The organism is Winogradskyella eckloniae (assembly GCF_013249045.1).
Classification (GTDB): Bacteria; Bacteroidota; Bacteroidia; order Flavobacteriales; family Flavobacteriaceae; genus Winogradskyella; species Winogradskyella eckloniae.
Window position 1 is genome coordinate 68,728 of the sequence record NZ_JABRWP010000012.1, and the last position, 22,997, is coordinate 91,724.

General features: G+C 32.1%; 20 protein-coding genes. 9 read left to right on the forward strand and 11 right to left on the reverse strand.

Translation table 11 applies throughout. From position 1 onward, the window contains the following. Positions 1–39: 39 nt before the first annotated feature. Positions 40–1,047, reverse strand: a complete 1,008-nt coding sequence (locus HNV08_RS15745; RefSeq protein WP_173282317.1) for a glycosyltransferase family 2 protein — start codon at positions 1,045–1,047, stop codon at positions 40–42. A gap of 85 nt (positions 1,048–1,132) precedes the next feature. Between HNV08_RS15745 and HNV08_RS15750 the strand changes: the two genes are divergently transcribed. Next, on the forward strand, positions 1,133–3,028 hold the full coding sequence (locus HNV08_RS15750) for a M61 family metallopeptidase (protein WP_173282318.1): 1,896 nt from the start codon (positions 1,133–1,135) through the stop codon (positions 3,026–3,028). 71 nt (positions 3,029–3,099) lie between these two features. Here the strand turns inward: HNV08_RS15750 and HNV08_RS15755 are convergent, their stop codons facing one another. Then, the gene (locus tag HNV08_RS15755; RefSeq protein ID WP_173282319.1) at positions 3,100–3,864 is read right to left on the reverse strand and encodes a TIGR02757 family protein; all 765 of its coding nucleotides are present in this window, start codon (positions 3,862–3,864) and stop codon (positions 3,100–3,102) included. Positions 3,865–3,959: 95 nt separating this feature from the next. On the opposite strand from HNV08_RS15755, the gene HNV08_RS15760 reads away from it, so the two are divergent. Beyond that, entirely contained in the window at positions 3,960–4,550 is a 591-nt protein-coding gene (locus HNV08_RS15760; RefSeq protein WP_173282320.1) for an ASCH domain-containing protein, read from the forward strand. A 27-nt stretch (positions 4,551–4,577) separates the two neighbouring features. Here HNV08_RS15760 and HNV08_RS15765 read toward each other — a convergent pair whose 3' ends face one another. From HNV08_RS15765 to HNV08_RS15775, 3 genes are all read right to left on the reverse strand, one after another. Continuing rightward, positions 4,578–5,618, reverse strand: a complete 1,041-nt coding sequence (locus HNV08_RS15765) for a GMP reductase (protein ID WP_173282321.1) — start codon at positions 5,616–5,618, stop codon at positions 4,578–4,580. A gap of 85 nt (positions 5,619–5,703) precedes the next feature. Continuing rightward, positions 5,704–6,084: a RidA family protein gene (locus HNV08_RS15770; protein WP_173282322.1), complete on the reverse strand. Its 381-nt coding sequence runs from the start codon at positions 6,082–6,084 to the stop codon at positions 5,704–5,706. Positions 6,085–6,225: 141 nt separating this feature from the next. Then, positions 6,226–8,994, reverse strand: a complete 2,769-nt coding sequence (locus HNV08_RS15775; protein WP_173282323.1) for a putative LPS assembly protein LptD — start codon at positions 8,992–8,994, stop codon at positions 6,226–6,228. 110 nt (positions 8,995–9,104) lie between these two features. Between HNV08_RS15775 and HNV08_RS15780 the strand changes: the two genes are divergently transcribed. The 7 genes from HNV08_RS15780 to HNV08_RS15810 all read left to right on the forward strand — a co-directional run bounded on the left by HNV08_RS15780 (position 9,105) and on the right by HNV08_RS15810 (position 16,059). After that, the gene (locus HNV08_RS15780; protein ID WP_173282324.1) at positions 9,105–10,223 is read left to right on the forward strand and encodes an N-acetylmuramoyl-L-alanine amidase family protein; all 1,119 of its coding nucleotides are present in this window, start codon (positions 9,105–9,107) and stop codon (positions 10,221–10,223) included. A 54-nt stretch (positions 10,224–10,277) separates the two neighbouring features. Continuing rightward, positions 10,278–11,225 (forward strand): MlaD family protein, encoded by a 948-nt coding sequence (locus HNV08_RS15785; protein WP_173282325.1) that lies wholly within the window; start codon positions 10,278–10,280, stop codon positions 11,223–11,225. A gap of 12 nt (positions 11,226–11,237) precedes the next feature. Continuing rightward, positions 11,238–12,554 (forward strand): (Fe-S)-binding protein, encoded by a 1,317-nt coding sequence (locus HNV08_RS15790; protein WP_173282326.1) that lies wholly within the window; start codon positions 11,238–11,240, stop codon positions 12,552–12,554. A gap of 105 nt (positions 12,555–12,659) precedes the next feature. Beyond that, positions 12,660–13,442, forward strand: coding sequence for a (Fe-S)-binding protein (locus HNV08_RS15795; protein ID WP_173282327.1), 783 nt, complete (start codon positions 12,660–12,662; stop codon positions 13,440–13,442). 97 nt (positions 13,443–13,539) lie between these two features. Next, a complete protein-coding gene (locus HNV08_RS15800) occupies positions 13,540–13,941 on the forward strand; it encodes a hypothetical protein (protein ID WP_173282328.1) in 402 nt (133 codons plus the stop codon). A 196-nt stretch (positions 13,942–14,137) separates the two neighbouring features. Then, positions 14,138–14,818, forward strand: a complete 681-nt coding sequence (locus tag HNV08_RS15805; protein WP_173282329.1) for a hypothetical protein — start codon at positions 14,138–14,140, stop codon at positions 14,816–14,818. Between the two features lie 602 nt (positions 14,819–15,420). Continuing rightward, a complete protein-coding gene (locus HNV08_RS15810; protein ID WP_173282330.1) occupies positions 15,421–16,059 on the forward strand; it encodes a suppressor of fused domain protein in 639 nt (212 codons plus the stop codon). Between the two features lie 197 nt (positions 16,060–16,256). Here the strand turns inward: HNV08_RS15810 and HNV08_RS15815 are convergent, their stop codons facing one another. The 6 genes from HNV08_RS15815 to HNV08_RS15840 form a co-directional block, all read right to left on the reverse strand. Then, positions 16,257–16,898 carry a DUF6266 family protein gene (locus HNV08_RS15815; RefSeq protein ID WP_173282331.1) on the reverse strand — a complete coding sequence of 214 codons (642 nt, stop codon included), beginning with the start codon at positions 16,896–16,898 and terminating at the stop codon, positions 16,257–16,259. Positions 16,899–17,024: 126 nt separating this feature from the next. Further along, a complete protein-coding gene (locus HNV08_RS15820) occupies positions 17,025–17,465 on the reverse strand; it encodes a DUF6943 family protein (RefSeq protein WP_173282332.1) in 441 nt (146 codons plus the stop codon). A gap of 249 nt (positions 17,466–17,714) precedes the next feature. Then, entirely contained in the window at positions 17,715–17,873 is a 159-nt protein-coding gene (locus HNV08_RS15825) for a hypothetical protein (RefSeq protein ID WP_173282333.1), read from the reverse strand. Between the two features lie 810 nt (positions 17,874–18,683). Further along, on the reverse strand, positions 18,684–19,226 hold the full coding sequence (locus HNV08_RS15830) for a hypothetical protein (protein WP_173282334.1): 543 nt from the start codon (positions 19,224–19,226) through the stop codon (positions 18,684–18,686). A 1-nt stretch (position 19,227) separates the two neighbouring features. Next, positions 19,228–20,151, reverse strand: coding sequence for a hypothetical protein (locus HNV08_RS15835; protein ID WP_173282335.1), 924 nt, complete (start codon positions 20,149–20,151; stop codon positions 19,228–19,230). Positions 20,152–20,167: 16 nt separating this feature from the next. Further along, entirely contained in the window at positions 20,168–22,996 is a 2,829-nt protein-coding gene (locus HNV08_RS15840) for a type I restriction endonuclease subunit R (RefSeq protein WP_173282336.1), read from the reverse strand. Position 22,997: the final 1 nt, after the last annotated feature.

Here is a 22,997-nt window from a genome sequence, read left to right on the forward strand (position 1 = left end):
ATAATCATTACAGATAACCTTGTTCAGCTTCTGAGAAATTTAACAGAAAAAGAAATAATCAATCATGGATTGCATATTTTGAATTTCAAAATAATTTGTTATTTCTTCTTGTGCTTTGGTGTTAGCAACAGTTACAATACTTTGAGGATTTTTAAGTTCGGCCAAATAATCAAAATTATAAAGCGCTTGGTCGTAAATATGTTTTCCTATTTTCTTTGGGTTATCACAAATCCAATAAAACGGAATCTGTTGTTTCAATAATATTTTGGCTAAGGTTTTGCCTTTGTGTCCTGCGCCCCAAATGGCTAATGGTCTAGAGGCATCGTAATTCAACTCTAAAAAATATTTCACTTTTAGGTCTAAAAATGAATTCTCTGCATAATGCTCGTGCGTTCTAGAGGTTCTTGTGCTGTAATCTCGCCAGTGTAGTAATACTTTATCGCAAGGAATGCAGGTATAATTTGCTTTATAAAATCGGAATGCTAAATCGTAATCTTCAGGATAAATCTCAGAATTAAATCCATTACAAGCATCAAAATCATCACGATGAAGCATCCAACAAGGCGACGGAATTACGCATTCTTTATAGATTTCAGAATAATTTGTGCCTTTAATTGTTAGTTGATTGAGCCAAGCTTCATATCGTGCAAACCCATCACTAAGTCCATCTGCTCTAAAATAGTTTACTTGTCCTACAGCTAAATGCCCTTTGCCATATGTTTCAAGGCTAGTAACCATAGTATCCAATCGAATAGATGTCATTTTATCATCACTATCCATTCTGGTAATATAGCTGCCTGAACTATAAGAATAAGCCGTTTGTAAGGCGTCTATAATTCCTGAGTTATTATTTCTGAAAACTTTAAGTCTAGAGTCTGTTTTGGTATAATTTTCGACTATTTTGTACGAATTATCATCGGAATTATCATCAATGAAAATAGCTTCCCAATTGTTGTAAGTTTGATTTAAAATAGACTGAATACACTCAGCAATAAAGGCTTCCGTGTTTTTAAAAGGGATTAAAATACTAACTAAAGGTTGCGACATATTGCGAATTTAACAAAACCTTTAGGTTTTTAATAGTAACACATTGTAGATTTGTGCGTCTTATAAAAAAATTAAAAATTTAAACATGAAGAATTATTTAGCCATGCTTGGCTTAGGTGTCGTTTTAGTAGGTTGTGGATCTGCAAAACAAACAGTAGATGATTTGGCCATTAGCAATCCTATTGTTACAGCGTTAGATTTAACAGCTGTAGATAATGATAGAGTACCTGTAACCATTAATCCAGGTCGTTTTACCGCAGAAACAGTAACTTACAGATTACCTAGAGTGGTACAAGGAACGTATTCGGTAAGTGATTTTGGTAAATATGTTGATGATTTTAAAGCCTTGGATTACGAAGGAAATGAATTAATTGTTACAAAGGTAGATACTAATACTTGGACTATAGCTGAAGCAACTAAATTAGATAAGCTTCAATATTATATCAATGATACTTTTGATATTGAAACAACAGGTGGCATAGGAGGTGAGCAACCTTTTTCTCCAGCAGGTACCAATATTGAAAATGAAAATTACGTGTTAAACCTACACGGTTTTATTGGTTATTTTGATTCTTTAAAAAACAATCAATACGCATTAGATGTTACAGCACCAGCAAATTTTGTTAGAACATCTGCATTAGAAGATAAGGGTGTTAAATCTAGCGAAAATGGTACTGTTATTACAAGCAGTTATTTTGCTCAACGTTATTTTGACATTACAGATAACCCAATGATGTATGGGAAATTAGATGTTGAAGAATTTATGGTTGGCGATATAAAAATTGTTTTAAGCTTGTATTCTCCAACAGGTAAGCATACTGCGGCAAGTTTAAAAGAAACTGTATATAAAATGATGGAAGCTCAAAAGAGCTATTTAGGTGATGTAAATAGTACACCACGTTATGATATATATGTGTATTTATCTAAAGGAGATGAAACGTCTCCAAAAGGTTTTGGTGCGTTAGAACACCATACATCTACAGTCGTTGTTTTTAGTGAAAACAGCCCTTTAGAAGCACTTAAAGCGTCTATGATTGATGTTGTAGCACATGAGTTTTTTCATATTGTAACACCATTATCTGTGCATTCTGAAGATGTACACTATTTTGACTATAATAAACCAACATTTTCTAAGCATTTATGGATGTATGAAGGTGTTACTGAATATTTTGCGCAACATTTTCAAGTTTATGAAGGATTAGTTGATGAAGCAACATTCTTTAACTCAATGCAGTCTAAAATTTCAATTTCGAGATCGCGTTTAGATGATGCTATGAGTTTTACTATTATGAGTGAAAACGTATTAGATGAACCTTATGCTTCTCAATATTATAACGTATATATGAAAGGTGCATTAATAGGTATGTGTATTGATATCTTAATGCGTAAAGAAAGTGATGGTCATAGAAGTATGTTAACTTTAATGAAAGAATTATCTGCAAAATACGGAAAAGAAAAACCGTTTGAAGATGATAATTTAATTGCAGAAATTACAGCAATGACCTACCCAAGTGTTGGTGAATTCTTAAAAACGCATGTAGAAGGAGATGTGCCAATTAATTACGAAGAATTTTTTGCAATGGCAGGTTTAAAAATGGGAGCATCTCAAGTAGAAACGAACTATATTTTTGCAGGAGGCCAAAATGTTATTTTTGATGGTGACCAAGAAAAAGGTATTATTTTCTTTTCGCCAATGGTAGAGAAAAATTCGTTTTGGAATGAACAAGGTGTAAAAGCAGGTGATGTTATTAAAAAAGTTAACGGAACAGATTTAACTTTAGCCAATGCGCAAGGTGTTATTGGTGGTATGTTTGGGTGGCAAGAAGGACAGGAAATCACTATGGATTTAGAACGTGATGGAACGCCAATTCTAATAAAAGCAACGTTAACCAAAGCGTACGCATCTGAGGAGAAATTGATGGATGATGAAAACGCAACTGAAAGTCAAAAAGCATTAAAGTCAGCTTGGTTAAAGGGCTAATTTAAAATACTTTAATTCATAAAAAAAAGGTTTCCACATTGGAAACCTTTTTTTATACGCTGTTCTTAGATTTAAAAACCTTCAAAAACACCTAATCCAAAAAGAGCAAAATCATACTTAACGGGATCTTTCGGGTCAAATTGCCTTAATGATTTGTCTAATTCTGCTAAGGCTTTACCATCATTTTGTTTGCGATTTAATAGTCCTAATTTTCTAGCTACATTTCCAGAATGTACGTCTAAAGGACAACTTAATTGCGATGGTGAGAGTGAATTCCAAATTCCGAAATCTACACCATTGTTGTCTTTTCTAACCATCCAACGTAAAAACATATTGATACGTTTAGCCGCTGAGTTTTTTTGCGGATCACTCACGTGTTTTTTAGAACGTTCTAAATGCGGCATTTCAAAAAACACATTTTTAAAATAATGGATACTATTTTGTAGCGAATTATTTTCAGCGTGTTTTGCAAAGACGGCTTCAAGACCTTGATGTTCTCGGTAAATATGCTGAAGGCTTTTTACAAATTGTTTTAAATCTTCACTGTTAAATGTTCTGTGAACAAATCCATCAAAACGCTTTAAGTCGTTTTGTTGGTGTTGCATAATAAACTCAAAAGGGGAGTGGTCTAGTAGTTGCATCATACGATGCGAATTTTTTATAATGCTTTTTCGATTTCCCCAAGCAATAGTAGCTGTTAAGAATGCAGAAATTTCTATATCTTCTTTTTTAGAAAATAAATGAGGAATTTGAATTGGGTCGCTGTCGATAAACTTTGGGTTGTTATAAAGTACAACTTTCTCGTCTAAAAAATCTTTTAAGTCTTGTTTGGTCATTAGAATTGTAAAAATATTAAAACTTTTAGAAACTCTAATATTGCGGTTTAAATTGTAACTTTCATTTTGAACCAAAGTGAATTAAAGCCAAAGTGATGAAAAAAATACTGATCTTACTAATTGTATTGCCATTTAGTTGTAAAGACGCAACGACATCGAACATTTCAAATGCATTAGATATTGAACAAGATACCTTGGCTGCGTCAAACTTACAAGACAACATTGATCAAAGTGTCATTGATATTTGGCAAGATTATTTGAAAGAACATCCAGAATTTAAATCGGATAGAATGCCAGAGTCATGGTTTTTTCATAATAATGAAGCCGATGCCAACCGTTTAGCAGAATTAGTTTTAAAGGGGAAAAAGAAAGCCAGTTCTGGTTTGTATTACATGTATAAAGCGGCCAATGTAGGATTGCCAGCCATTGGAACAAAGCATATTATTACTGATTTTTCGGGAAAAGCAAAAGCAATAATTCAAACTACTAAAGTAGATACAATACCTTTTAATAAAATTTCAGAAGCATATGCAGCTTTAGATATGGGAACTGATATTGAGCCTTTGGATGCTTGGAAAAAAGCGCATTGGGAATTTTTTTCCAGTGTATTTAATGAAAATAACACTGTGCCAACAGAGAATATGTTAGTCGTTTGCGAATGGTTTGAAATGGTGTATAAACAGTAAAAATAAAAGAAGTAATGTTAGTGTTTATTACGAATTATAAACCTGATTCTCTTGTTCTGCTACGCGAATAAATGTTGTACGTTTTGTTAATTCTTTTAAGCGTTCGGCACCAACATAGGTACATGTGCTTCTAATGCCTCCCAAAATATCTTGTAAGGTATGTTTAACGTCGCCTTTGAAAGGCACTTCAACCGTTTTGCCTTCGCTTGCTCTGTATTCTGCAACACCTCCTACGTATTTATCCATAGCAGTAGAAGAGCTCATAGCATAGAATTGTTTGTATTGTTCGCCATTTTTTGTAATTAATTCGCCGCCACTTTCTGTATGCCCAGAAAACATACCACCAAGCATTACAAAATCTGCACCTGCACCGAAAGCTTTTGCAACATCGCCAGGTGTGGCACAACCACCATCGCTTATAATTTGACCTCCTAGACCATGAGCAGCATCAGCACATTCTATAATTGCTGACAATTGCGGATAACCAACACCAGTTTTTACACGTGTTGTACACACACTTCCTGGTCCAATACCAACCTTTACAATATCTGCTCCAGATAGGAGAAGTTGTTCTACCATTTCACCAGTTACAACGTTACCAGCGATTATTACTTTATCAGGATATTGCGCTCTTGTATGCTGAACAAATTCTACAAAATGTTCTGAGTAGCCATTAGCAACATCAATGCAAATAAATTTTAATTGAGGATTGCTATTAAAAACAGCTTTTAATTTACTAGAATCCTCTGGTCCTGTACCTGTGCTAATAGCGATATAATCTTCTATGTTTTTTGGCGCATTGGCTAAAAAGGAATGCCATTGCTCTACAGCGTAATGTTTATGAATGGCTGTAAATAGTTTTTGTTTAGATAATTCTAGAGCCATTTCAAACGTGCCTACTGTGTCCATATTGGCTGCCATGATAGGAACGCCTTTCCAGCTTGCTGTACTGTTTAAAAAAGTGAAATCGCGTTCTAAAGACACCTGAGATCTACTTTTTAATGTAGAGCGTTTAGGTCTAATCATTACATCTTTAAAACCTAATTTAATATCATGTTCTATGCGCATTTTTGAAGCTTAAAAGGGGTTGGTAAAAATTACATTTCTTCATTCAAATTGTTTCCAAAGGCAATAAGAATGATGATTTTTGCGACTATTTAATAGCAATCATGCTAATTTCAACATTCACGAATTTTGGTAAATTAGCAACTTCAACCGTTTCTCTTGCTGGCGCAGTAGCTTCATCAAAATAGGTTCCGTAAACTTCGTTGATTTGCTTGAAGTTATTCATATCGCTAATAAATATGGATGATTTAATAACGTTTTCAAAGCTCATGTCTGCAGCTTCTAAAACGGCTTTCATATTTTCCATAACCTGTTTGGTCTCCGTTTTAATATCGTCTGTGACTAAGGCCATTGTCTCTGGGTGTAGAGCTATTTGTCCAGATGTGTATAATGTGTTACCAACTAATACGGCTTGATTGTAAGGTCCTATTGGAGCAGGTGCTTTAGGTGTATTTATTATTTTTTTCATAATATTTCTCAAAAATGAGAAGGCGTTTAAGTTATACAATACTTCAAATTTAATGTATTTTTTAAGAAAATTTAAAGTAAAGTTATACTTGTTTTAAATTAGCTAAAACTAAATATGGGCTTTTAAATAATGAGAAAGTAATTAATTTCCAACGCTTCTATCAGCACGTTTTCTTTGGTCGTATTTTAAGTCAGAAAGCATACTTGATTTAATACCAATAAAGAAATTCCATGAGCTTCGATCACTGAAAGGGATCCAAGAAAAATTCATACGCCAACTCAATAAATCACGTTCAAAACGTAATTGGGTATACGTAAACCCTTGATTTAAAAAATCATATCCAGAAGAAGCACCAACACTCCAACGTGGTGATAAGTCTACATCACCAGAAAACATTAATGAATGCGATGAAATTTCATTTTGGCGTTGCGTATTGTTATAGTTAGCCGAATAGGCTAATCTTAAACTCCAAGGCATTTTGTAGTTATAAAAATCGTTCTTTTCCTCTTTTTTATCTTTGTTTTTGTCTTGGTCAGAGAGGCGTTTGTCTGCGTAGTCTTCAGATCTTCCAAATAAATCATCAGTTCGTCCACCTGAACGCGCAGACTCTCTAGATGCTGCACTGTCTTCCGCAGATTCATCTCCAGAAAAACTATCATTAGATAAGGTGTAGCTCATCGTTAAATTTGCAGATGTTAGTCTAAATAAACTTCCGCCATTGTCAATATTAAATGTATTAACCACATTATTATTGCTATCGAGAGCATATGGATTTAACGTCATTCCAAAATTAATACTCATTTTATTATTGAGTATTTGAGTACCACCACTAACTCTTACAGGACTTATATTTAACGAATCTGCAGCCAAATCATATGCTGTAGAAAAGTTTAAATTATTTAGTATAAATACTTTTTCTGGCTCTGTTTTAGTAGAATCTTTAGCTCTGATTTTTGCTTCTAGATTATTACCAATAGATAAGCCAACACTGCTAGAGTAGCGATTACTAGGACTGCCGTAGAGGGAATTTTCAAAACGTGTATATTCTACTTCAGAGGTCGTACCATCTGCATCAACAACATCATAGGTTTCGTAATACTGATCAAAGGCTGGAGTAATAGAGTAGGACAAAGATGGTCTTATGACATGCCTAATGGCTTGAATTCTTGGGTCTTTTCCTTCTTTTTCAAAATTAAACATTCCGTAAATGGTTGTACCAATACTGGCACCAACATTATAGGTTAAGAAACGGTCGAATCCATTTTGGTCGATAGAAACTTCTTCTTCATTCGTTTGGTCGTAGTATTTTTTAACGGTTTTTAGCGTCCAATTTTCATCTAGGTTAGCATTTGCACTCACACTAAAATAATCAAACACTTTAAAATTAGTTGTAATAGGTAAGCTGTGTTTCATACCTACTTTGGCGTCATCAAACATTTCACTTTTACCAAAAATACTGTCGTTAGTAACGATTGAATATTCGCCACGTGATGTCACTTGAAAGTTTATATTTTGAATAACCCCTTTTTTTGAACCCGTTTTTGGAGCAAATGGATAAACTCTACCTATAGATGTTTGTAATGTTGGTAAGGTTAAATTAATGTCGCCCGTATTGGTGTTTTGACTATGTGAAGCTGTTAAGCTTAAATTAACCTGAGGTTCTCCAGCAAACGTTTTAGAATACGACACAGAAGAGGCTAAAGTGTTATTTAAAAAGTTAGATTGATTTAATTGGTTTACAGATTCTTGATAATAGGAGCTACTTCCTAAATTTACAGAAGCAGAAAAACGAGCATTTGGGTTCGCCTTAGAGTCTTGGCTATGTGACCATCTAAGGTTGTAAATAGTACTCTGAGTAAAGTCTGAAAAACCACGTTCACTATTCAGTAAGTTTTCATATCTAAAACTAACGTTTCCTCTATATTTATAACGTTTTGCATAATTGTTCTCTATGCGTAATCCATAACTACCATTTGTGTAATAATCTCCTAAAACTGCTAAATCTAAATAATCATTAATAGCAAAATAATAACCACCATTTTGAATAAAATACCCTCTGTCATTACCAGTGTCTTCACCAAAGGACGGAAATATAATTCCTGAGGTTTGTTTTTGTGTCATAGGAAAGAATGCAAAAGGTAATGCAATAGGTGTAGGTACACCATAGATTTCCATATATGTAGGTCCTACGATTACCTTTTTGTTAGGGACCAATTTCATTTTAGATGTCACAAACTGGTATTCAGGATCTTCTTCATCTTCGGCAGTAGTGAATTTACTGTTTTTCATAAAATAGACCGAGTCATTTTCCTTTTTGGTTATTGGCGAGTATACCTTAAATCCTTGCTGTTCGGTTTTAGAGTTAAAAACGATAGCTTTTTTAGTTTCCGTATTAAACACAATAGAATCTGGTTCAATAACATTTTCCCCTTGGGTAAACACAGGACGTTGCGAGTAACCTGTAGAGTCTTTTATTCGGCCAGCATATACAAGGTTTTTGCTATAATCAATTTCAATGATACCAGCTTTTATTTCCATATCTTCATACAGCACTTCGGCTTCATTGTACATATAGATTTTTTGCTTCTTTTGGTTCATAGAAACATAGTCTGCTGCTCTATATTTTACAATACCAGTTAAAAACTCTTTCTTTTTTAAAGAGTCTTTTTTTGTAGAATCAGTCTCTGTTGTGTTTACTGGGAGTTTAACAATTTCGCCTGCCGTTATTTTAGTGGTGTCTATAGGCTTTTTGGCAGGAATTGATACGCTAGATTTAGGTAATTCTTGTGCAAAGCTCAACGTGTTTATAAACACTGTAAAACTCAATAAAAAAAGTATGTTTATTCTATTTGTACGCAATCCTTTTAAATGTATTTTTGTAAAAGTATGGCTCGGTTTTTGAAACGCCAAAAGTACAGTTATTTTTTTGTGATTGATTTATTAAAATCATAAAGTTGAAAAATAGGCTGTAGCAATTATAACTATGTAATAAACCGAGATTATAAATCGTTAATAAAAATATGCAAACGAAGCAAAAACACTTAATAGTATTCTTACTACTTTTATTTATAAGTTCTTTAACATCTCAAAGTGATTTATATGGACAAGACGATAGATTTGTGGTTGTGTTAGACGCTGGTCATGGCGGAAAAGATCCTGGTCGACCTACTAAAAATGGTTATAAAGAAAAGGATATAGCGTTAAAGGTGGTTTTAGAATTGGGTAAACAACTCGAAAAAGATCCAGATGTTAAAGTCATTTACACCCGTAAAACAGATGTGTTTTTAGAGTTGCATGAACGTTCGGCAATAGCAAACAAAGCAGATGCAGATTTATTTGTTTCGGTACACTGTAATGCACATAATTCACAAGCCTATGGCACAGAAACTTATGTTTTGGGTGCCAAAAATGACGAACGAAATATGTCTGTGGCAAAAGCAGAAAATGAAGTGATTTTTTTAGAAGATAATCACGAAGAGCATTATGAAGGTTTTGATCCTAGTTCACCAGAGTCTGTAATAGCATTAGGAATTGAGCAAGAGTTTTATGTAGAGCAAAGTATTGTATTGGCTCGTAAGGTAGAAGATAATTTTTCAGGAAAATTAAAAAGAAAGAGTAGGGGAATTAAGCAATTAAGTTTATGGGTATTGCATAATACTTATATGCCAAGTGTTTTGATAGAAACAGGGTTTATAACCAATAAGACCGAAGGTGCTTTTTTAAATTCAAAAAATGGCCAAACAAAAATAGCCACAGCGATAAAAGATGCCATTATAGAGTATAAAAAAGAATTAGATTTAAATGTAGGCACCTCGTTATCAATTGGAGAAGGGGAAGGCGTCGTTCAAAAAAAGGATGAGACACCCAACATCGTTAAGGATGTAACCTTCAAAGTTCAAATTTCTGCGAGTTCTAGAGCATTAGAGCCTAAATCCTATAATTTTAAGGGTCTTAGTGATATAAGTAGAGAAAAGGCAGGCAATCTATATAAATATTATAGCGGTAAAACTTCAGACTACACTAAAATTCAAAATTTGCTAACAGAAGCAAGAAAAGCCTATTCAGAAGCTTTTATTGTCGCTTTTAAAGGCGGTAAAAGAATTAGCATGACGGAAGCGTTGAAATCCGCAAAGGATTAAGAATATTATTTATATATTTATTCATAATTTTGTTTTAAACCAAAGAATAGCCCATTGAAAATTTCAAGAGAAGTTAAAACAGCCGTACTGGTCATTGCTGGTATCGCTTTTTGTATTTATTTATTCACGTATTTAAAGGGTGAAGAATTATTTACAAGCACAAATACCTACTACACAGAATTCGATTATAATTCGTTGTCTATGGCTTCGCCAGTAACGGTAAAAGGTAATAAAATTGGAAAAATTAAAAACATTCAGTACGATTTTGAATCCGGAAAAACAAAAGTTGAATTTAAGGTTACACCAGATTTAAAATTTTCAAAAAACAGTATTGTAAGATTGTATCAAGATGGTTTAATGGGTGGAAATGGCTTGGCTATTATAGATGCCAATGATGGTGAGATTGCTAAAGATGGTGATTTTATAAAATCGGAGATAAAACCTGGTATGATTTCTTCTTTAGAAAAGAATTTTTCGGGAATTAGTGATGACTTAGGCGCAACACTTCGCTCTTCAGATACGTTATTAACCAACTTAAATGCATTGGTAAATGACGAATCTGATCATGGATTAAAACAGACCATTGCCGAATTAAATTCTACCTTAAAGACTTTTAAAAGTTTGGCCTTTTCTGCAAATAGATTGATACAACAAAATGACGAAAAAATTGCGGCGATGCTTAGTAATTTTGAAACGTCTAGCCAAGAGTTAACCAATTTAACAAAAGGACTTAACGAGGCTAACCTTGCGCAATCTATTAAAAACCTAGACGACACGGTTCTAAAATTTAAGCAATTAGCATCTGGTTTAGAAGCAGGTGAAGGTTCAATGGGTAAATTATTAAAAGATGAAAAGCTTTACGATAATTTAGAAAGTGCCACCAAAGAGTTAGAGCTTTTACTTTTAGATATAAAGTTACATCCAGCACGTTACAGACGTATTTTATCTAAAAAAGAAATCCCTTACGAGGAACCTACAGAAGCAGAATTAAACAACAATTAGATCTTTCCAACTATGGAATACTTACCAAATATCATTTTTGCTATAATATTAATAGCAGGTATTGGCTACTTTGCTAATAATGTAAAAAAGCTCATCCGAAATATAAAATTGGGTCATAAAGTTGATGCCAGTGATCATAAATCTGAACGCTGGAAAAACGTTGTAAATATTGCCTTAGGCCAAAGTAAATTGGTAAAACGACCAGTTTCAGGAATTCTTCATGCTATTGTTTATGTTGGCTTTGTGATAATTAATATGGAAGTCCTAGAAATTATAATTGATGGACTTTTTGGAACACATCGTATTGGGTTATCTGTATTACCAGAATCAGTTTATGGATTTCTAATTGGCGCTTTTGAGATACTAGCCGTTTTGGTTTTGGTTTCTGTTACTGTTTTTTGGATTAGAAGAAATGTGATAAAAATTAAACGTTTCTTAAGTTCAGAAATGAAAGGATGGCCAAAAAACGATGGTAATTTTATCTTGTATTTTGAAGTTGTATTAATGTGTTTGTTTCTAGTGATGAATGCGACAGATACCACATTTCAAAATCTAAACTCAGGCAATGTGATTTCGCAATTTATTGCACCTTGGTTTAGTGGCTTTGAACTAGAAACATTACATACCATTGAAAGCGTAGCATGGTGGTTACATATTGTAGGTATTTTAATTTTCTTAAATTACTTATATTTCTCTAAGCATTTGCATATTCTTTTAGCGTTTCCGAATGTGTATTACGGAAGTGTAGCGCCAAAAGGAAAATTCAATAATCTTGAAGCCGTAACGGCAGAAGTAAAATTAATGATGGATCCAGATGCAGATCCTTATGCCGCACCTCCAGAAACTGCAGAAGATGAAGTGCCAGCTAAATTTGGAGCAAGTGATGTAATGGATTTAACACAAGTACAATTGCTAAATGCCTATACATGTACTGAGTGTGGTCGTTGTACGTCATCATGTCCTGCAAATCTTACAGGCAAGAAATTATCGCCTCGTAAAATTATGATGGATACCAGAGATCGTTTAGAAGAAGTTGGTAAAAATATAGACCTTAATAAAGGTAAGTTTGTTGATGATGGCAAACAGCTTTTAGGCGATTATATAACCAACGAAGAACTTTGGGCATGTACCACGTGTAATGCTTGTGTAGAAGAATGTCCTGTGAGTATCAATCCTTTATCTATCATTATGGAAATGCGTCGATATTTAGTAATGGAACAGAGTGCAGCACCAATGGAATTAAATAACATGATGACCAATATAGAAAATAACGGAGCACCTTGGCCTTATAACCAAATGGACCGATTAAATTGGAAGGACGAAAACTAACAGAGCGTTTAAAGTTATAATGTTACAAAGTTGAAATATTATAGAGTAGGGAAGTAGATGTAAAAACTTTTATGCTTTTAAATATTTAACAAAAAAACGAATAGAATGAGCGAGCAACTAAATGTGCCAACGATGGCAGAAATGATGGCAGAAGGTAAGCAACCAGAAATTTTATTTTGGGTTGGTTCAGCCGGAAGTTATGATGATAGAGCAAAGAAAATCACTAAAGCTTTTGTAAAGATTCTTAATAAAGCAAATGTCAATTTTGCTGTTTTAGGTACAGAGGAAAGTAATACAGGTGACGTTGCTAAGCGCGCAGGAAATGAATTTTTGTTTCAGATGCAAGCGGTTATGAATATTGAAGTTTTAAACGCTTACGACGTAAAACGTATTGTAACCTGTGATCCGCATTCATTTAATTGTTTAAAAAACGAGTATCCTGGACTTGGCGGTAATTATGATGTTATTCATCATACACAATATATAGAAGAATTAATTAGCTCTGGTCGTTTAACAGTAGATGGAAATACCTTCAAAGGCAAACGCATTACCTTTCATGATCCATGTTATTTAGGAAGAGCAAATAGTATATATGATGCACCTAGAGACGTGCTTAAAAAAACAAATGCTACACTGGTAGAGATGAAACGACATAAAGGAACAGCGTTATGTTGTGGAGCAGGAGGTGCACAAATGTTTAAAGAGCCAGAAAAAGGAGATAAGGACATTAATGTGCTAAGAACAGAAGATGCTTTAGAAACCCAACCAGAAATTATAGCTACAGGTTGTCCGTATTGCAATACCATGATGACAGATGGTGTAAAGTTTAAAGAGAAAGAAGCCGATATTAAAGTAATGGATATAGCAGAATTGATTGCGGATGCATAGAAAACGTTTAAATTCTGTTGATTGATTATAAATATAAAAGGCGGATATAGTTAATAACTATATATAATTGTTGGTTACAATTGCCACGATAAACTAAATGAAACAAATCAAATTTCCCATAGCACAATTTCATCATAAATATGACACAATGGACTTTATGAATTATAAAGTTTTGATGGGAGATAAAAAATTTGTTGGTGAATGGCTTGCTGATATAATCGATTCAGATGGATATCTGTATAAACTGAAATCTGTAAAAGCAAAAGGTAGAACTAGGGTGCTTGATAGTATAAAATTAGTTGGGAACATTGTCGAATACGAACCTGTTTTGTGTGAACCTGAAAAACCAATAGATTTGGCTGAATTTAAAAATAAGGCAATTGATTTTCTAAAACGTAAGAATAGCTATTACAATGCATTGGATGATTATAAAAATCTAATTAATCAAATCAATTCTAAAAACGATTTTGAAGCAATAATGAAAATTTTTGTTGCTTAAAAAAACTGCAACCAACACCGTGTATAATTAATTGCTTTTTACTTACCTACTTGCGAAAATTCCTGCGGAATTTTCTCGGGTTCGTAAATGTTTGTTAACTTAGTTGCTTGACCACGCAACTAACCATACACAAACACGTTGGCAGTCATTTAACGCAACCAAACGGACAAAAGACCATCTACTAAAAAACAGTATTATGAAAAATTATATTTTAACTTTATTAATTGGAATTATATTAATTGGTTGCTCTAATGATGATGAAACTGAACCAGTACAAAGCAGTTGTGATTTTATAAACTTCAAATATTATAACGGAACTCAAGACTTTTTGGGAGAAATGTCAAATGAATATATTTTAATAGCTGTTGATACTACTTATAGTGATAATGAAATCGAAAATTTTATTTCAACAACAAACATATTTGACCAAAACTACAATTACACTATTCATAATATTACCCAATATAAATTTAAGGAAATACCTTTAAAACTTAACACTTCAAAAAATTGCGAAGAAATAACACAAATAATTTCGGACTTAAATGAAAATACCATTATTTCATATACACATTTCACAATGATAACCGATGATTGCAATAATGCGATATGGGAACCAATGGGAGATTTGTGCATAAATACTTATGGTAGTAATTTTTATGTAAAAGTTTTTGACGAAAACGATTTGACAGATTTAAACCAAATGATTTCTGAAACAAATACTGAATTGGTAGAGCAAAATCAATTTATGGAAAAATGGTTTGAACTGAGAGCAACTAAAGAATCTAATGGAGACGGATTAGCAATGGCTAACTATTTTTATGAATCTGGACTTTTTGAACATAGCGAATCTGGAATATCAAAATATCCTGTTGAATAAAAAACGAACTGCCAACACCGTGTATAATTAATTGCTAGGTCACTGCCGACTTACGAAAATTCCGCTGGAATTTTCTATCTGTGATTTGTTTGTTAACTTAGTTGCTTAACCACGCAACTAACCATACACAAGACCGTTAGCAGCAATAGGCACTCAAAATTTACCAGCTTCCTTTTTTCGCGATTTTTTTTAGATTTTTAAGTCAGATAAACCATAACTGGAAACCAAAAATTCCCAATTCTCACGCAGGACAGGTTCCTCGTCCGAGTAATTCGTGCGTTGCGAGTTCATTAAAGCCTATTTGCCTCACTACGCTGGACTTTTAATCTCTGCGACCAATCTAACCCTTTATTCTAAAAAAAACTGCTGCTAACAAGGTATATAATCCATTGCTTGGTATTGATTACTCACGAAAATTCCGCTGGAATTTTCTCTGGTTCGCAAAAGTTTGCTAAATTAGTTGCTTAACCACGCAACGTATTATACACGAACCGTTGCCAGTAATATGAGGAAACCGAAATCAAATGAAAATAATGAACTATAAAACTATCTTTCTGATTTTTGTTTCAACAATTATGTATTCCCAAAATGCCGAAAAAAATATGAGCGATAAAGTACCTAATAGTGTTGAAATTGTTGACAGTCATTTAGACCAATTCTTTGATGAAGATGCCGACATTGTAGTATTTGACGAAATAGAATCTGAATTAATTCACAGAGACATTTTTTTTATAAAAGCTACAGAAGATAGACCGTATCACATTTTATTGAGCTGTGGAATGAGTGCTTTACCAATGAAAGTTCCTGAAGACATAGAATCGTCTGAATTTGCAGAAGTTATGATTTTGCTACCAAAAGAATGGAATTTAAACTATGAGTCTTTTAGCGACGAACGTAATTATTGGCCAATTAGAATAATGAAGGAATTAATGATGTTACCACATCCAAATAAAACTTGGTTAGGTTTTGGACATACTTTTGGACACGAAGATGATGATGAACTTGCAGAAGGAATTGGATTTAATTCAGTAATGTTAGCCAGCTCAATGGAATTATCAGCTGATTTTACTGAAATTGAACTTGAAAACGATAAAACTATTGATATTTATACATTAATTCCTCTTTACAAAGAAGAACTTGAGTTTAAGAAACAAAATAGTGCGACTGATTTACTTGAGAAATTTGACAAATTCGGAATTAAAGAAATTGTGAAAGTTGGAAGAAAAAATGTCTGCAAATAAAATACTACTGGCAACACCGTGTTATATTAATAACATCTTTAAAGTATTGTATTTATTGACTTTAAATAAATATTATTAAAATAGGTACAACATAGGTATAACATTTTAAACTTCATAATTAAGTGATCTATAAGCATAAAAAAACCGCTTCTAAATTAATAGAAACGGTTTTTAATATGTATTTAAACTTAAAGTTATTAAGCTGCCGTACCAGAGCCTAAATACACACTATTTGATACTTGTGTACCATCAGCCGAAACAAACGCCATAAATAGCTCTACTGTATCTCCTGCATAGGTATTTGGTATTGTAACCACTTGCGAGCCTACAGTTCTATCAGCACCATCCAAAATGGAAATTGATTCTTTTTTACTTGGATTGTAAACTAATACCATCGCTTTATCAGTTGCATTTGCGTTGCCTTCTGCCGAGTTATCATCCCAATCAAAACTTACTTGTCCTGCGGTTGCTAAATCGGTTGTGCCATTTAATACACCAGATAAAGAACCTCTACTCAATAAAGCTAAAGAATAATCAATCGTAAAGTTGGGTGCAATACCTCCTACCGCATTATTTAATACATAAGACATTGCTGCATTAAATTCTGTTTTCTTGGTTGCAAATGACTTATAACCGATTTTAATAAAATCTTTAGTCGCTTGCAAATACTCCAAAGTAATAGTAAATTTATTACGCTGATTCACTTGTCCCTCTGTTCGAGGATTCGCCACACTTGCTGGCTTAATTCTGATGTAGTCGATACCTTTCCAACTACCTCCAATAATACTACCTACCTTACCCGATAAGCTTCCTAAAATACCCTGTGGAATTTTTCCCATCTCTATTACAATTTAAAATTAATATTTGTTCGGATTTGGTACGGACTTGATATTGCTTTTAAACTTTGTTTACTTGTCTAATATAGCTATAATTATACCGATTAAAAGCTTTACGATGCCTTTGCATTAGGCTTCTTTACTTTGCATTAGTTTGAAACAATTACGTATATATGCGACCTTTAAAACTGCCATTTTTTCAATGACATTTTGTAACTCTTTTTCTTTTTTACTGATAACCTCAACCGCTTTAATATGTTTTTGCATCATATCGTCTACATTACAATTTGATTTTAAACTACTTTTAAGCGTTTTTCTGCAATCATCTATTGAGATAAACGGAATAACACTTCCTTTTAAATAGTAAGCGTAAAAACCGCCTATTTGTAGCATCATAGATAAATGAAAAAGCGTGTTTTTTTCTTTTTCGGTTGAAGTTTGCAATACAAAACAATTAGGACAAGGATTTGAGAGCGGTTTTCCGCTGTTTAGTCCTTTGTTTAGGATGAAAAAATGAGGGTTTGAGTAAGTTTTTCCTGTACGGTGTGTTTTCAGTTCAAAAGTTGACATAGCTATCCAATTTAAAATTGCTCGCTACGCTTCGCTACATTATTTTTTTTGAAAAGAATAAAAAGATAGCCATAGTTGTTGTGGCGTGGGTAAGGCTGTCAAGGTTTTTGGATAAAAGTTTTTTGAGTTAAAAATTTTAATGAAAAAGAAGAAATATTGTGAAAAAAGTTTTATTCAAAACCCGTAGGGCTTGACCTTTATAGCCTTGTGCGGCTGGCAGAGGAAGCCACATATATTTGCTGCCTTTTTTTATTTTAAACCTATAAATGCGAATATTACTATAATTATCAGCATAACTATTGTGAAAACTTTTGTTGTATATGAATCGTCGCCTTTAGGATTGTCAATTTCAATACCGTTTTCATCTATATCTTTAGGAAAGAATAAATCAAATAAATCTTCAATCATTTTTTTCGTACTATAAATTTAACTTTTCTGGGGAAATAACACTTAAAAAAATAGGTTTTAATCTTTTACTGTGCGGTGGATGAAGCGTTTGTATAGGTATTGGTTTAAATAGTTGTTTGATAAAACAGCATTTAAATTAATACTTATACAGGACTTTTAGACGATAGCTTTTTGTTTTTTTGAGGTACGAGAAAAAGCAATATGCTATGGCGTAGTACTAACTTTCTTAAACCTATTTTTTTATATCCTATTTCTTGGGTGGTGGGGAAAAGTGGACTTTAATATTTGTTAACGAAATGAAACAAACAAAGACTTGAGTTAAGGAATACTTGGACTTAATGATGGTTTTGTGCAGTTGAATGAGATAACGAATATTATTTTCAATTATCTTAATCCTTTAATTGTTCGACTGTTTAATGTTTGTTCAAAATGTGGTTATATGTTCGGATGTGAGCGTTGGATAAGCGGATATTTTACATAATACCAGTTATAGCGACAAAAATATAATAAAACGCCGTAGGCAACCATTGAAAGGATTTTTGTTCCTATAACTTCTATTATGTAACTTAGCTTTGGGTTGGTTTTGTGGCGGAATAGTTGTTTTGAGCGTTGGCAATAGCTCTTTGCTTTTTTATTGTACTAATTTATTAAAATAGATACGTTTAAATAAAACAAGCAATGTGCTATTATAGCGTTGGCTACAACTATTGTGACATAAAACCAACTATGTGGTGGCGCGCGGAACAACACAAAAGACAGAGGATTTTGAGGTACGAAAAAACTGGGTTTTGGGTTGTGGGGAACTATAAATTATTTCTTTAATTGAAGCTTAATAATCTTATATAAGACAAGAACACTTCTAAAAATAGTCAACGTAATTAAAACTATTGGAATTATACAAATGAATGCATAATATTCTAAAGAAATTTTACTAATAAATAATTTCAAAAATGATAGCATCAAAAATAAACCTAAATAGATAAATACTGCCCAAGTAAAAACACCTACTATTCTACCATAATGCTTACTTGAAAAAAGCAAAGCTATACCACTTGATTTCACTTCCTTTTGATTGGTATCGTCATTCGTGACATCACTATTTATTACTTCTGTTTTTTGACTAATATTATCCTTAAACGTTACTATTATTGTTAATGAAGCTAATACAAAACCCGCTAATGATATACTAGTACTAATCAAATCAGAAAGTATTGATGTTATTATATTTATATCAAAATTAAAGCTTAGACAAAACTTCTTAACTAATAAACTGTATAAAAAACATATAGCTAAGGTGATAATTATATCCCAAAGCAAAGGTCTTTTTATATATGTATTTAGTATTGTTTTCATTTTAATTAGCAAATTCTTTTGTAAGTGCCATATTCATTTTTAATAAAATATCTGATGTTATAATAACTCTTGATTTTTCTTTTCTCTCAACACTTAAGCGAGTTTTTACCCATATATTTAATAAATCAAATTCTTTTAATTTATTGTTTAGATTTTCATCTTCTGCTTTAACTTTAAATTTAGCAAACACATTAAGCATCTTTTTATCCTTTACTAAAGTATCTATTATATGCATTACTTTATTTTTAATTTTAGAAGTTTCGGATAACTGTCTATAATCGTAATTTAATTGTAAAGTTACGTATTCTGCATCAGATAACCTTTCAGCCGTTTCGAATGCATCGAATAGCTCTGAATCAAACTCGTTTATTCTTTTAATATCGTTTTTATGAACTTTAGCAATAACTGATGACACCCTATTCATTCGCCCTCTATAGGTATCAAGCTCATCTCTTACGAATGGCGTAAAATTTATCTGTGAAGATACATTTAAGCGAATTGATAAGTTTTCTAAATAATTTACAAAATCTGTAATACGAGGTCCATATTGATTATACTCGAAAGATAGCACTAATTCTTCTTTTAAATAAGATAATATAAAATGAGACGTTTCTATAATACCCTCATCATCATCTGCTTCAATATCTCTAATTTTATCATCTGATGTTTTCATTAATTCTGGAAAACTATCCATTCTAATATTTAGAATTTTCCCCGAAATTCTTTTTTGATTCTCATTAAAAGACAAACCAGTAATATATAATCGTTTATCACCATTAACTACAAATCTATCTTTATCTTTAGTAGACGACAGCCTATCTATTTCTGTAAAAAGACCTATAAAGTCATTATAATCCTTATCATCAAAAAGTGAAGGTGATATTTGAAAATAGTTTATTGTACGTTTAACTTTTATAATACTCATTTGAAATTGTTATTGTTTAATTATCCACACCATTAATAAAAGTTTTTACGAAGTCTTTTATTTTTTCTGTTATTCTGGTGCTTATTGATTCTCTTTGTAGGACACTTGGTTGTTTTTCTAATGCTTCAATAACTTCATCTTCTGTTGCCATTCTTCCTGTGAAAAGAAAATCGTTTATGATGTCTTCTACTTTATCTGGTTTTAATGCTTCTGCTGTACTTAAATCTTGTAAGGCTTTTTTAGTTTCTTCTTGCCAATAGTTTTTAAATTCATCTTCAATAGCTTCACTATCATTTATTTTAGGAAGATTATTTTGAATGAACTTTTCTATTAAAACACGTTTACTTCTTAATTCAGATTCACCAGCAATTAAATCTATTATTTGTTTTTTCTGTTTTACCTGGTCTTTTGGTTTCGCATCTTTTAATTGTGCTAATAGCTTCATTATGTAAGCTACATTAATTTCATCACGATGTATTAACTCTAATTCAAAATCAATTTCATCTAAGATAGATACTGTTTCCTTTTGGTTATTTGTTTTTATCTTATCGTAAAGGTCTAAATATTTACTTGTGTAATCTGCAAACTCTTGGTCTTTCATATACGTATCATCAAAAGAAAATTCTACAAATGATGATAATATATTTTTTAATCGCATTATTTCTCTAAATGCTTTAGCAAATTCTAATTCGTCTTCTTCAGTAACTAAATCGTTTACACTATCTACAGTTGGCGCAATACCCATTAACACTTTATAAGCTTCATTAAATTTCGTTATTTGCTCATCGTATGGTGCTATAATTATAGTTTCTTGAGCGTTTTTATCAGAAAACAAAGCGATAGCATCGTCTGTGTTTTGTTTTAGATTACGGAATGCTAAAATATTACCTTGTGATTTCTTTTCGTTTAAGATTCTATTAGTTCGAGAATATGCTTGTATTAAACCGTGATAGTTTAAGTTTTTATCTACATATAGCGTGTTTAAAGACTTACTATCAAAACCTGTTAGAAACATATTAACGACTAATAATATATCAATCTGCTTGTTCTTAACACGTTTAGAAATGTCCTTTTTATAGTTTAGAAATGCGTTACCATCTTTAGCTGATTGTTTGGTACTAAACTGCTTATTATAATCTGCTATAAATTCATCTAACTTATCTCTTGTATGTTTATTTACAGGTGCATCATCATTTACATCTTCTTCTTCTATTTGACCGTTTGCATCCTTATCTGGTTCATTTACATTATAAGAAAAGATAGTTGCAATATTTAAACGGTGTTCTCCTGCTTCTTTTTTAGCTTTTAATAACTCATAATATTTAATTAGAATATCTACACTACTTACACAAAACATTGCTGTAAATGCTCTGTGATGTGTTTTTCTGTTATGATTTGCTATTATATAATTTGTAATAGCATTTAGATAATCTTCACTTTCATAGACTTCTTGTTTATTTATATCTTCTACTTTGGTATCATCTACACCTTCTTTAGATTTAAATACATTGTAATACTCTATTGAGAATTTTAATACATTTTCGTCTCTAATAGCATCTGTAATTACGTATTGATGTAAACACTCGTGAAATAGGTTTGCAGTTGTTTGTTTGATGCTCTTTTTACTAATCGCATTTTTTACAAATATGGGTGTTCCTGTAAAACCAAATAATTGGTGATTGGTAAAGAAGTTTACAATACGTTTGTGTGTATCTCCAAATTGAGAACGATGACATTCATCGAATATAAAAACTACTTTTTCATCTTTTAAAGCTTCAATCTGTTTTCTAAACTTTGCTTTTGAAATAGCACTATTTAGTTTTTGAATGGTTGTAACTAATAAAGGTCTGTTATTATCTAAAAATTGATTGATAAGCATTTTTGTATTTTCAGTACCATCAATACTTTCTTTGTCGAATGCTTGAAATTCTCTAACAGTTTGGTCGTCTAAATCTTGTCTATCTACAACAAACACCACTTTTTTTATTTTAGGGTTGTTTGTTAATATCTGACTTGCCTTAAATGAAGTTAGCGTTTTACCTGAACCTGTAGTATGCCATACATAACCGTTTTTATCAGAATTTTTAACTCTTTCAATAATAGATTCTACTGCATAATACTGATAAGGTCTAAGTATCATTAGTTTTTTATCACTTTCGTGTAAAACAGTATACTTTGTAATCATTTTAGCAATATGACAAGGCTCTAAAAAGATACTTGTAAACTTATCTAATTGTGTGATTTTTTTATTCTTTTCATCACTCCAAAAAGATGTAAACTTAAAACTTTGTTTTTGACTATTTGCGTAGTATTTGGTATCTACACCATTACTAATTACAAATATTTGCACATAATTAAATAGGGCATTATTAGATGCAAAAGATTCTTTTTGATAACGCTGTATTTGATTAAATGCTTCTTTAAGTTCAATTCCTCTACGTTTTAATTCTATTTGAATTAATGGTAACCCATTTATAAGAATAGTAACATCATAACGGTTTTCTCTTTTACCGTTAATTGTAATTTGATTGGTTACTTGGAATTGATTTTGACACCAGAAGTCTTGATTAATAAACTCTATATACGCTTTCTCACCGTTATCTTTATGTAATACATATTTATCTCTTAAAGATTTAGCTTTATCGAATATATTCCCCTTAGAAAGGTGTATTAGTATGCGCTCAAACTCGGATGCAGTAAAGGTTATTTTATTATGCTTCTCTAATTGTGATTTTAGATTGCTTAATAAATCCTCTTCTGTTTTTATAACAACTGATTTATGGCCTAATGCTATTAATTGACTTATTAAATTATTTTCTAATACTTGTTCTGGTTGTGTTGTCATA

What these genes read in the sequence shown, in the direction of transcription:
- HNV08_RS15745 (WP_173282317.1), bottom strand. Translation starts at nt 1,047, where the DNA reads ATGTCGCAACCTTTAGTTAGTATTTTAATCCCTTTTAAAAACACGGAA.
- HNV08_RS15750 (WP_173282318.1), top strand. Translation starts at nt 1,133, where the DNA reads ATGAAGAATTATTTAGCCATGCTTGGCTTAGGTGTCGTTTTAGTAGGT.
- HNV08_RS15755 (WP_173282319.1), bottom strand. Translation starts at nt 3,864, where the DNA reads ATGACCAAACAAGACTTAAAAGATTTTTTAGACGAGAAAGTTGTACTT.
- HNV08_RS15760 (WP_173282320.1), top strand. Translation starts at nt 3,960, where the DNA reads ATGAAAAAAATACTGATCTTACTAATTGTATTGCCATTTAGTTGTAAA.
- HNV08_RS15765 (WP_173282321.1), bottom strand. Translation starts at nt 5,618, where the DNA reads ATGCGCATAGAACATGATATTAAATTAGGTTTTAAAGATGTAATGATT.
- HNV08_RS15770 (WP_173282322.1), bottom strand. Translation starts at nt 6,084, where the DNA reads ATGAAAAAAATAATAAATACACCTAAAGCACCTGCTCCAATAGGACCT.
- HNV08_RS15780 (WP_173282324.1), top strand. Translation starts at nt 9,105, where the DNA reads ATGCAAACGAAGCAAAAACACTTAATAGTATTCTTACTACTTTTATTT.
- HNV08_RS15790 (WP_173282326.1), top strand. Translation starts at nt 11,238, where the DNA reads ATGGAATACTTACCAAATATCATTTTTGCTATAATATTAATAGCAGGT.
- HNV08_RS15795 (WP_173282327.1), top strand. Translation starts at nt 12,660, where the DNA reads ATGAGCGAGCAACTAAATGTGCCAACGATGGCAGAAATGATGGCAGAA.
- HNV08_RS15800 (WP_173282328.1), top strand. Translation starts at nt 13,540, where the DNA reads ATGAAACAAATCAAATTTCCCATAGCACAATTTCATCATAAATATGAC.
- HNV08_RS15805 (WP_173282329.1), top strand. Translation starts at nt 14,138, where the DNA reads ATGAAAAATTATATTTTAACTTTATTAATTGGAATTATATTAATTGGT.
- HNV08_RS15810 (WP_173282330.1), top strand. Translation starts at nt 15,421, where the DNA reads ATGAGCGATAAAGTACCTAATAGTGTTGAAATTGTTGACAGTCATTTA.
- HNV08_RS15815 (WP_173282331.1), bottom strand. Translation starts at nt 16,898, where the DNA reads ATGGGAAAAATTCCACAGGGTATTTTAGGAAGCTTATCGGGTAAGGTA.
- HNV08_RS15820 (WP_173282332.1), bottom strand. Translation starts at nt 17,465, where the DNA reads ATGTCAACTTTTGAACTGAAAACACACCGTACAGGAAAAACTTACTCA.
- HNV08_RS15825 (WP_173282333.1), bottom strand. Translation starts at nt 17,873, where the DNA reads ATGATTGAAGATTTATTTGATTTATTCTTTCCTAAAGATATAGATGAA.
- HNV08_RS15830 (WP_173282334.1), bottom strand. Translation starts at nt 19,226, where the DNA reads ATGAAAACAATACTAAATACATATATAAAAAGACCTTTGCTTTGGGAT.
- HNV08_RS15835 (WP_173282335.1), bottom strand. Translation starts at nt 20,151, where the DNA reads ATGAGTATTATAAAAGTTAAACGTACAATAAACTATTTTCAAATATCA.
- HNV08_RS15840 (WP_173282336.1), bottom strand. Translation starts at nt 22,996, where the DNA reads ATGACAACACAACCAGAACAAGTATTAGAAAATAATTTAATAAGTCAA.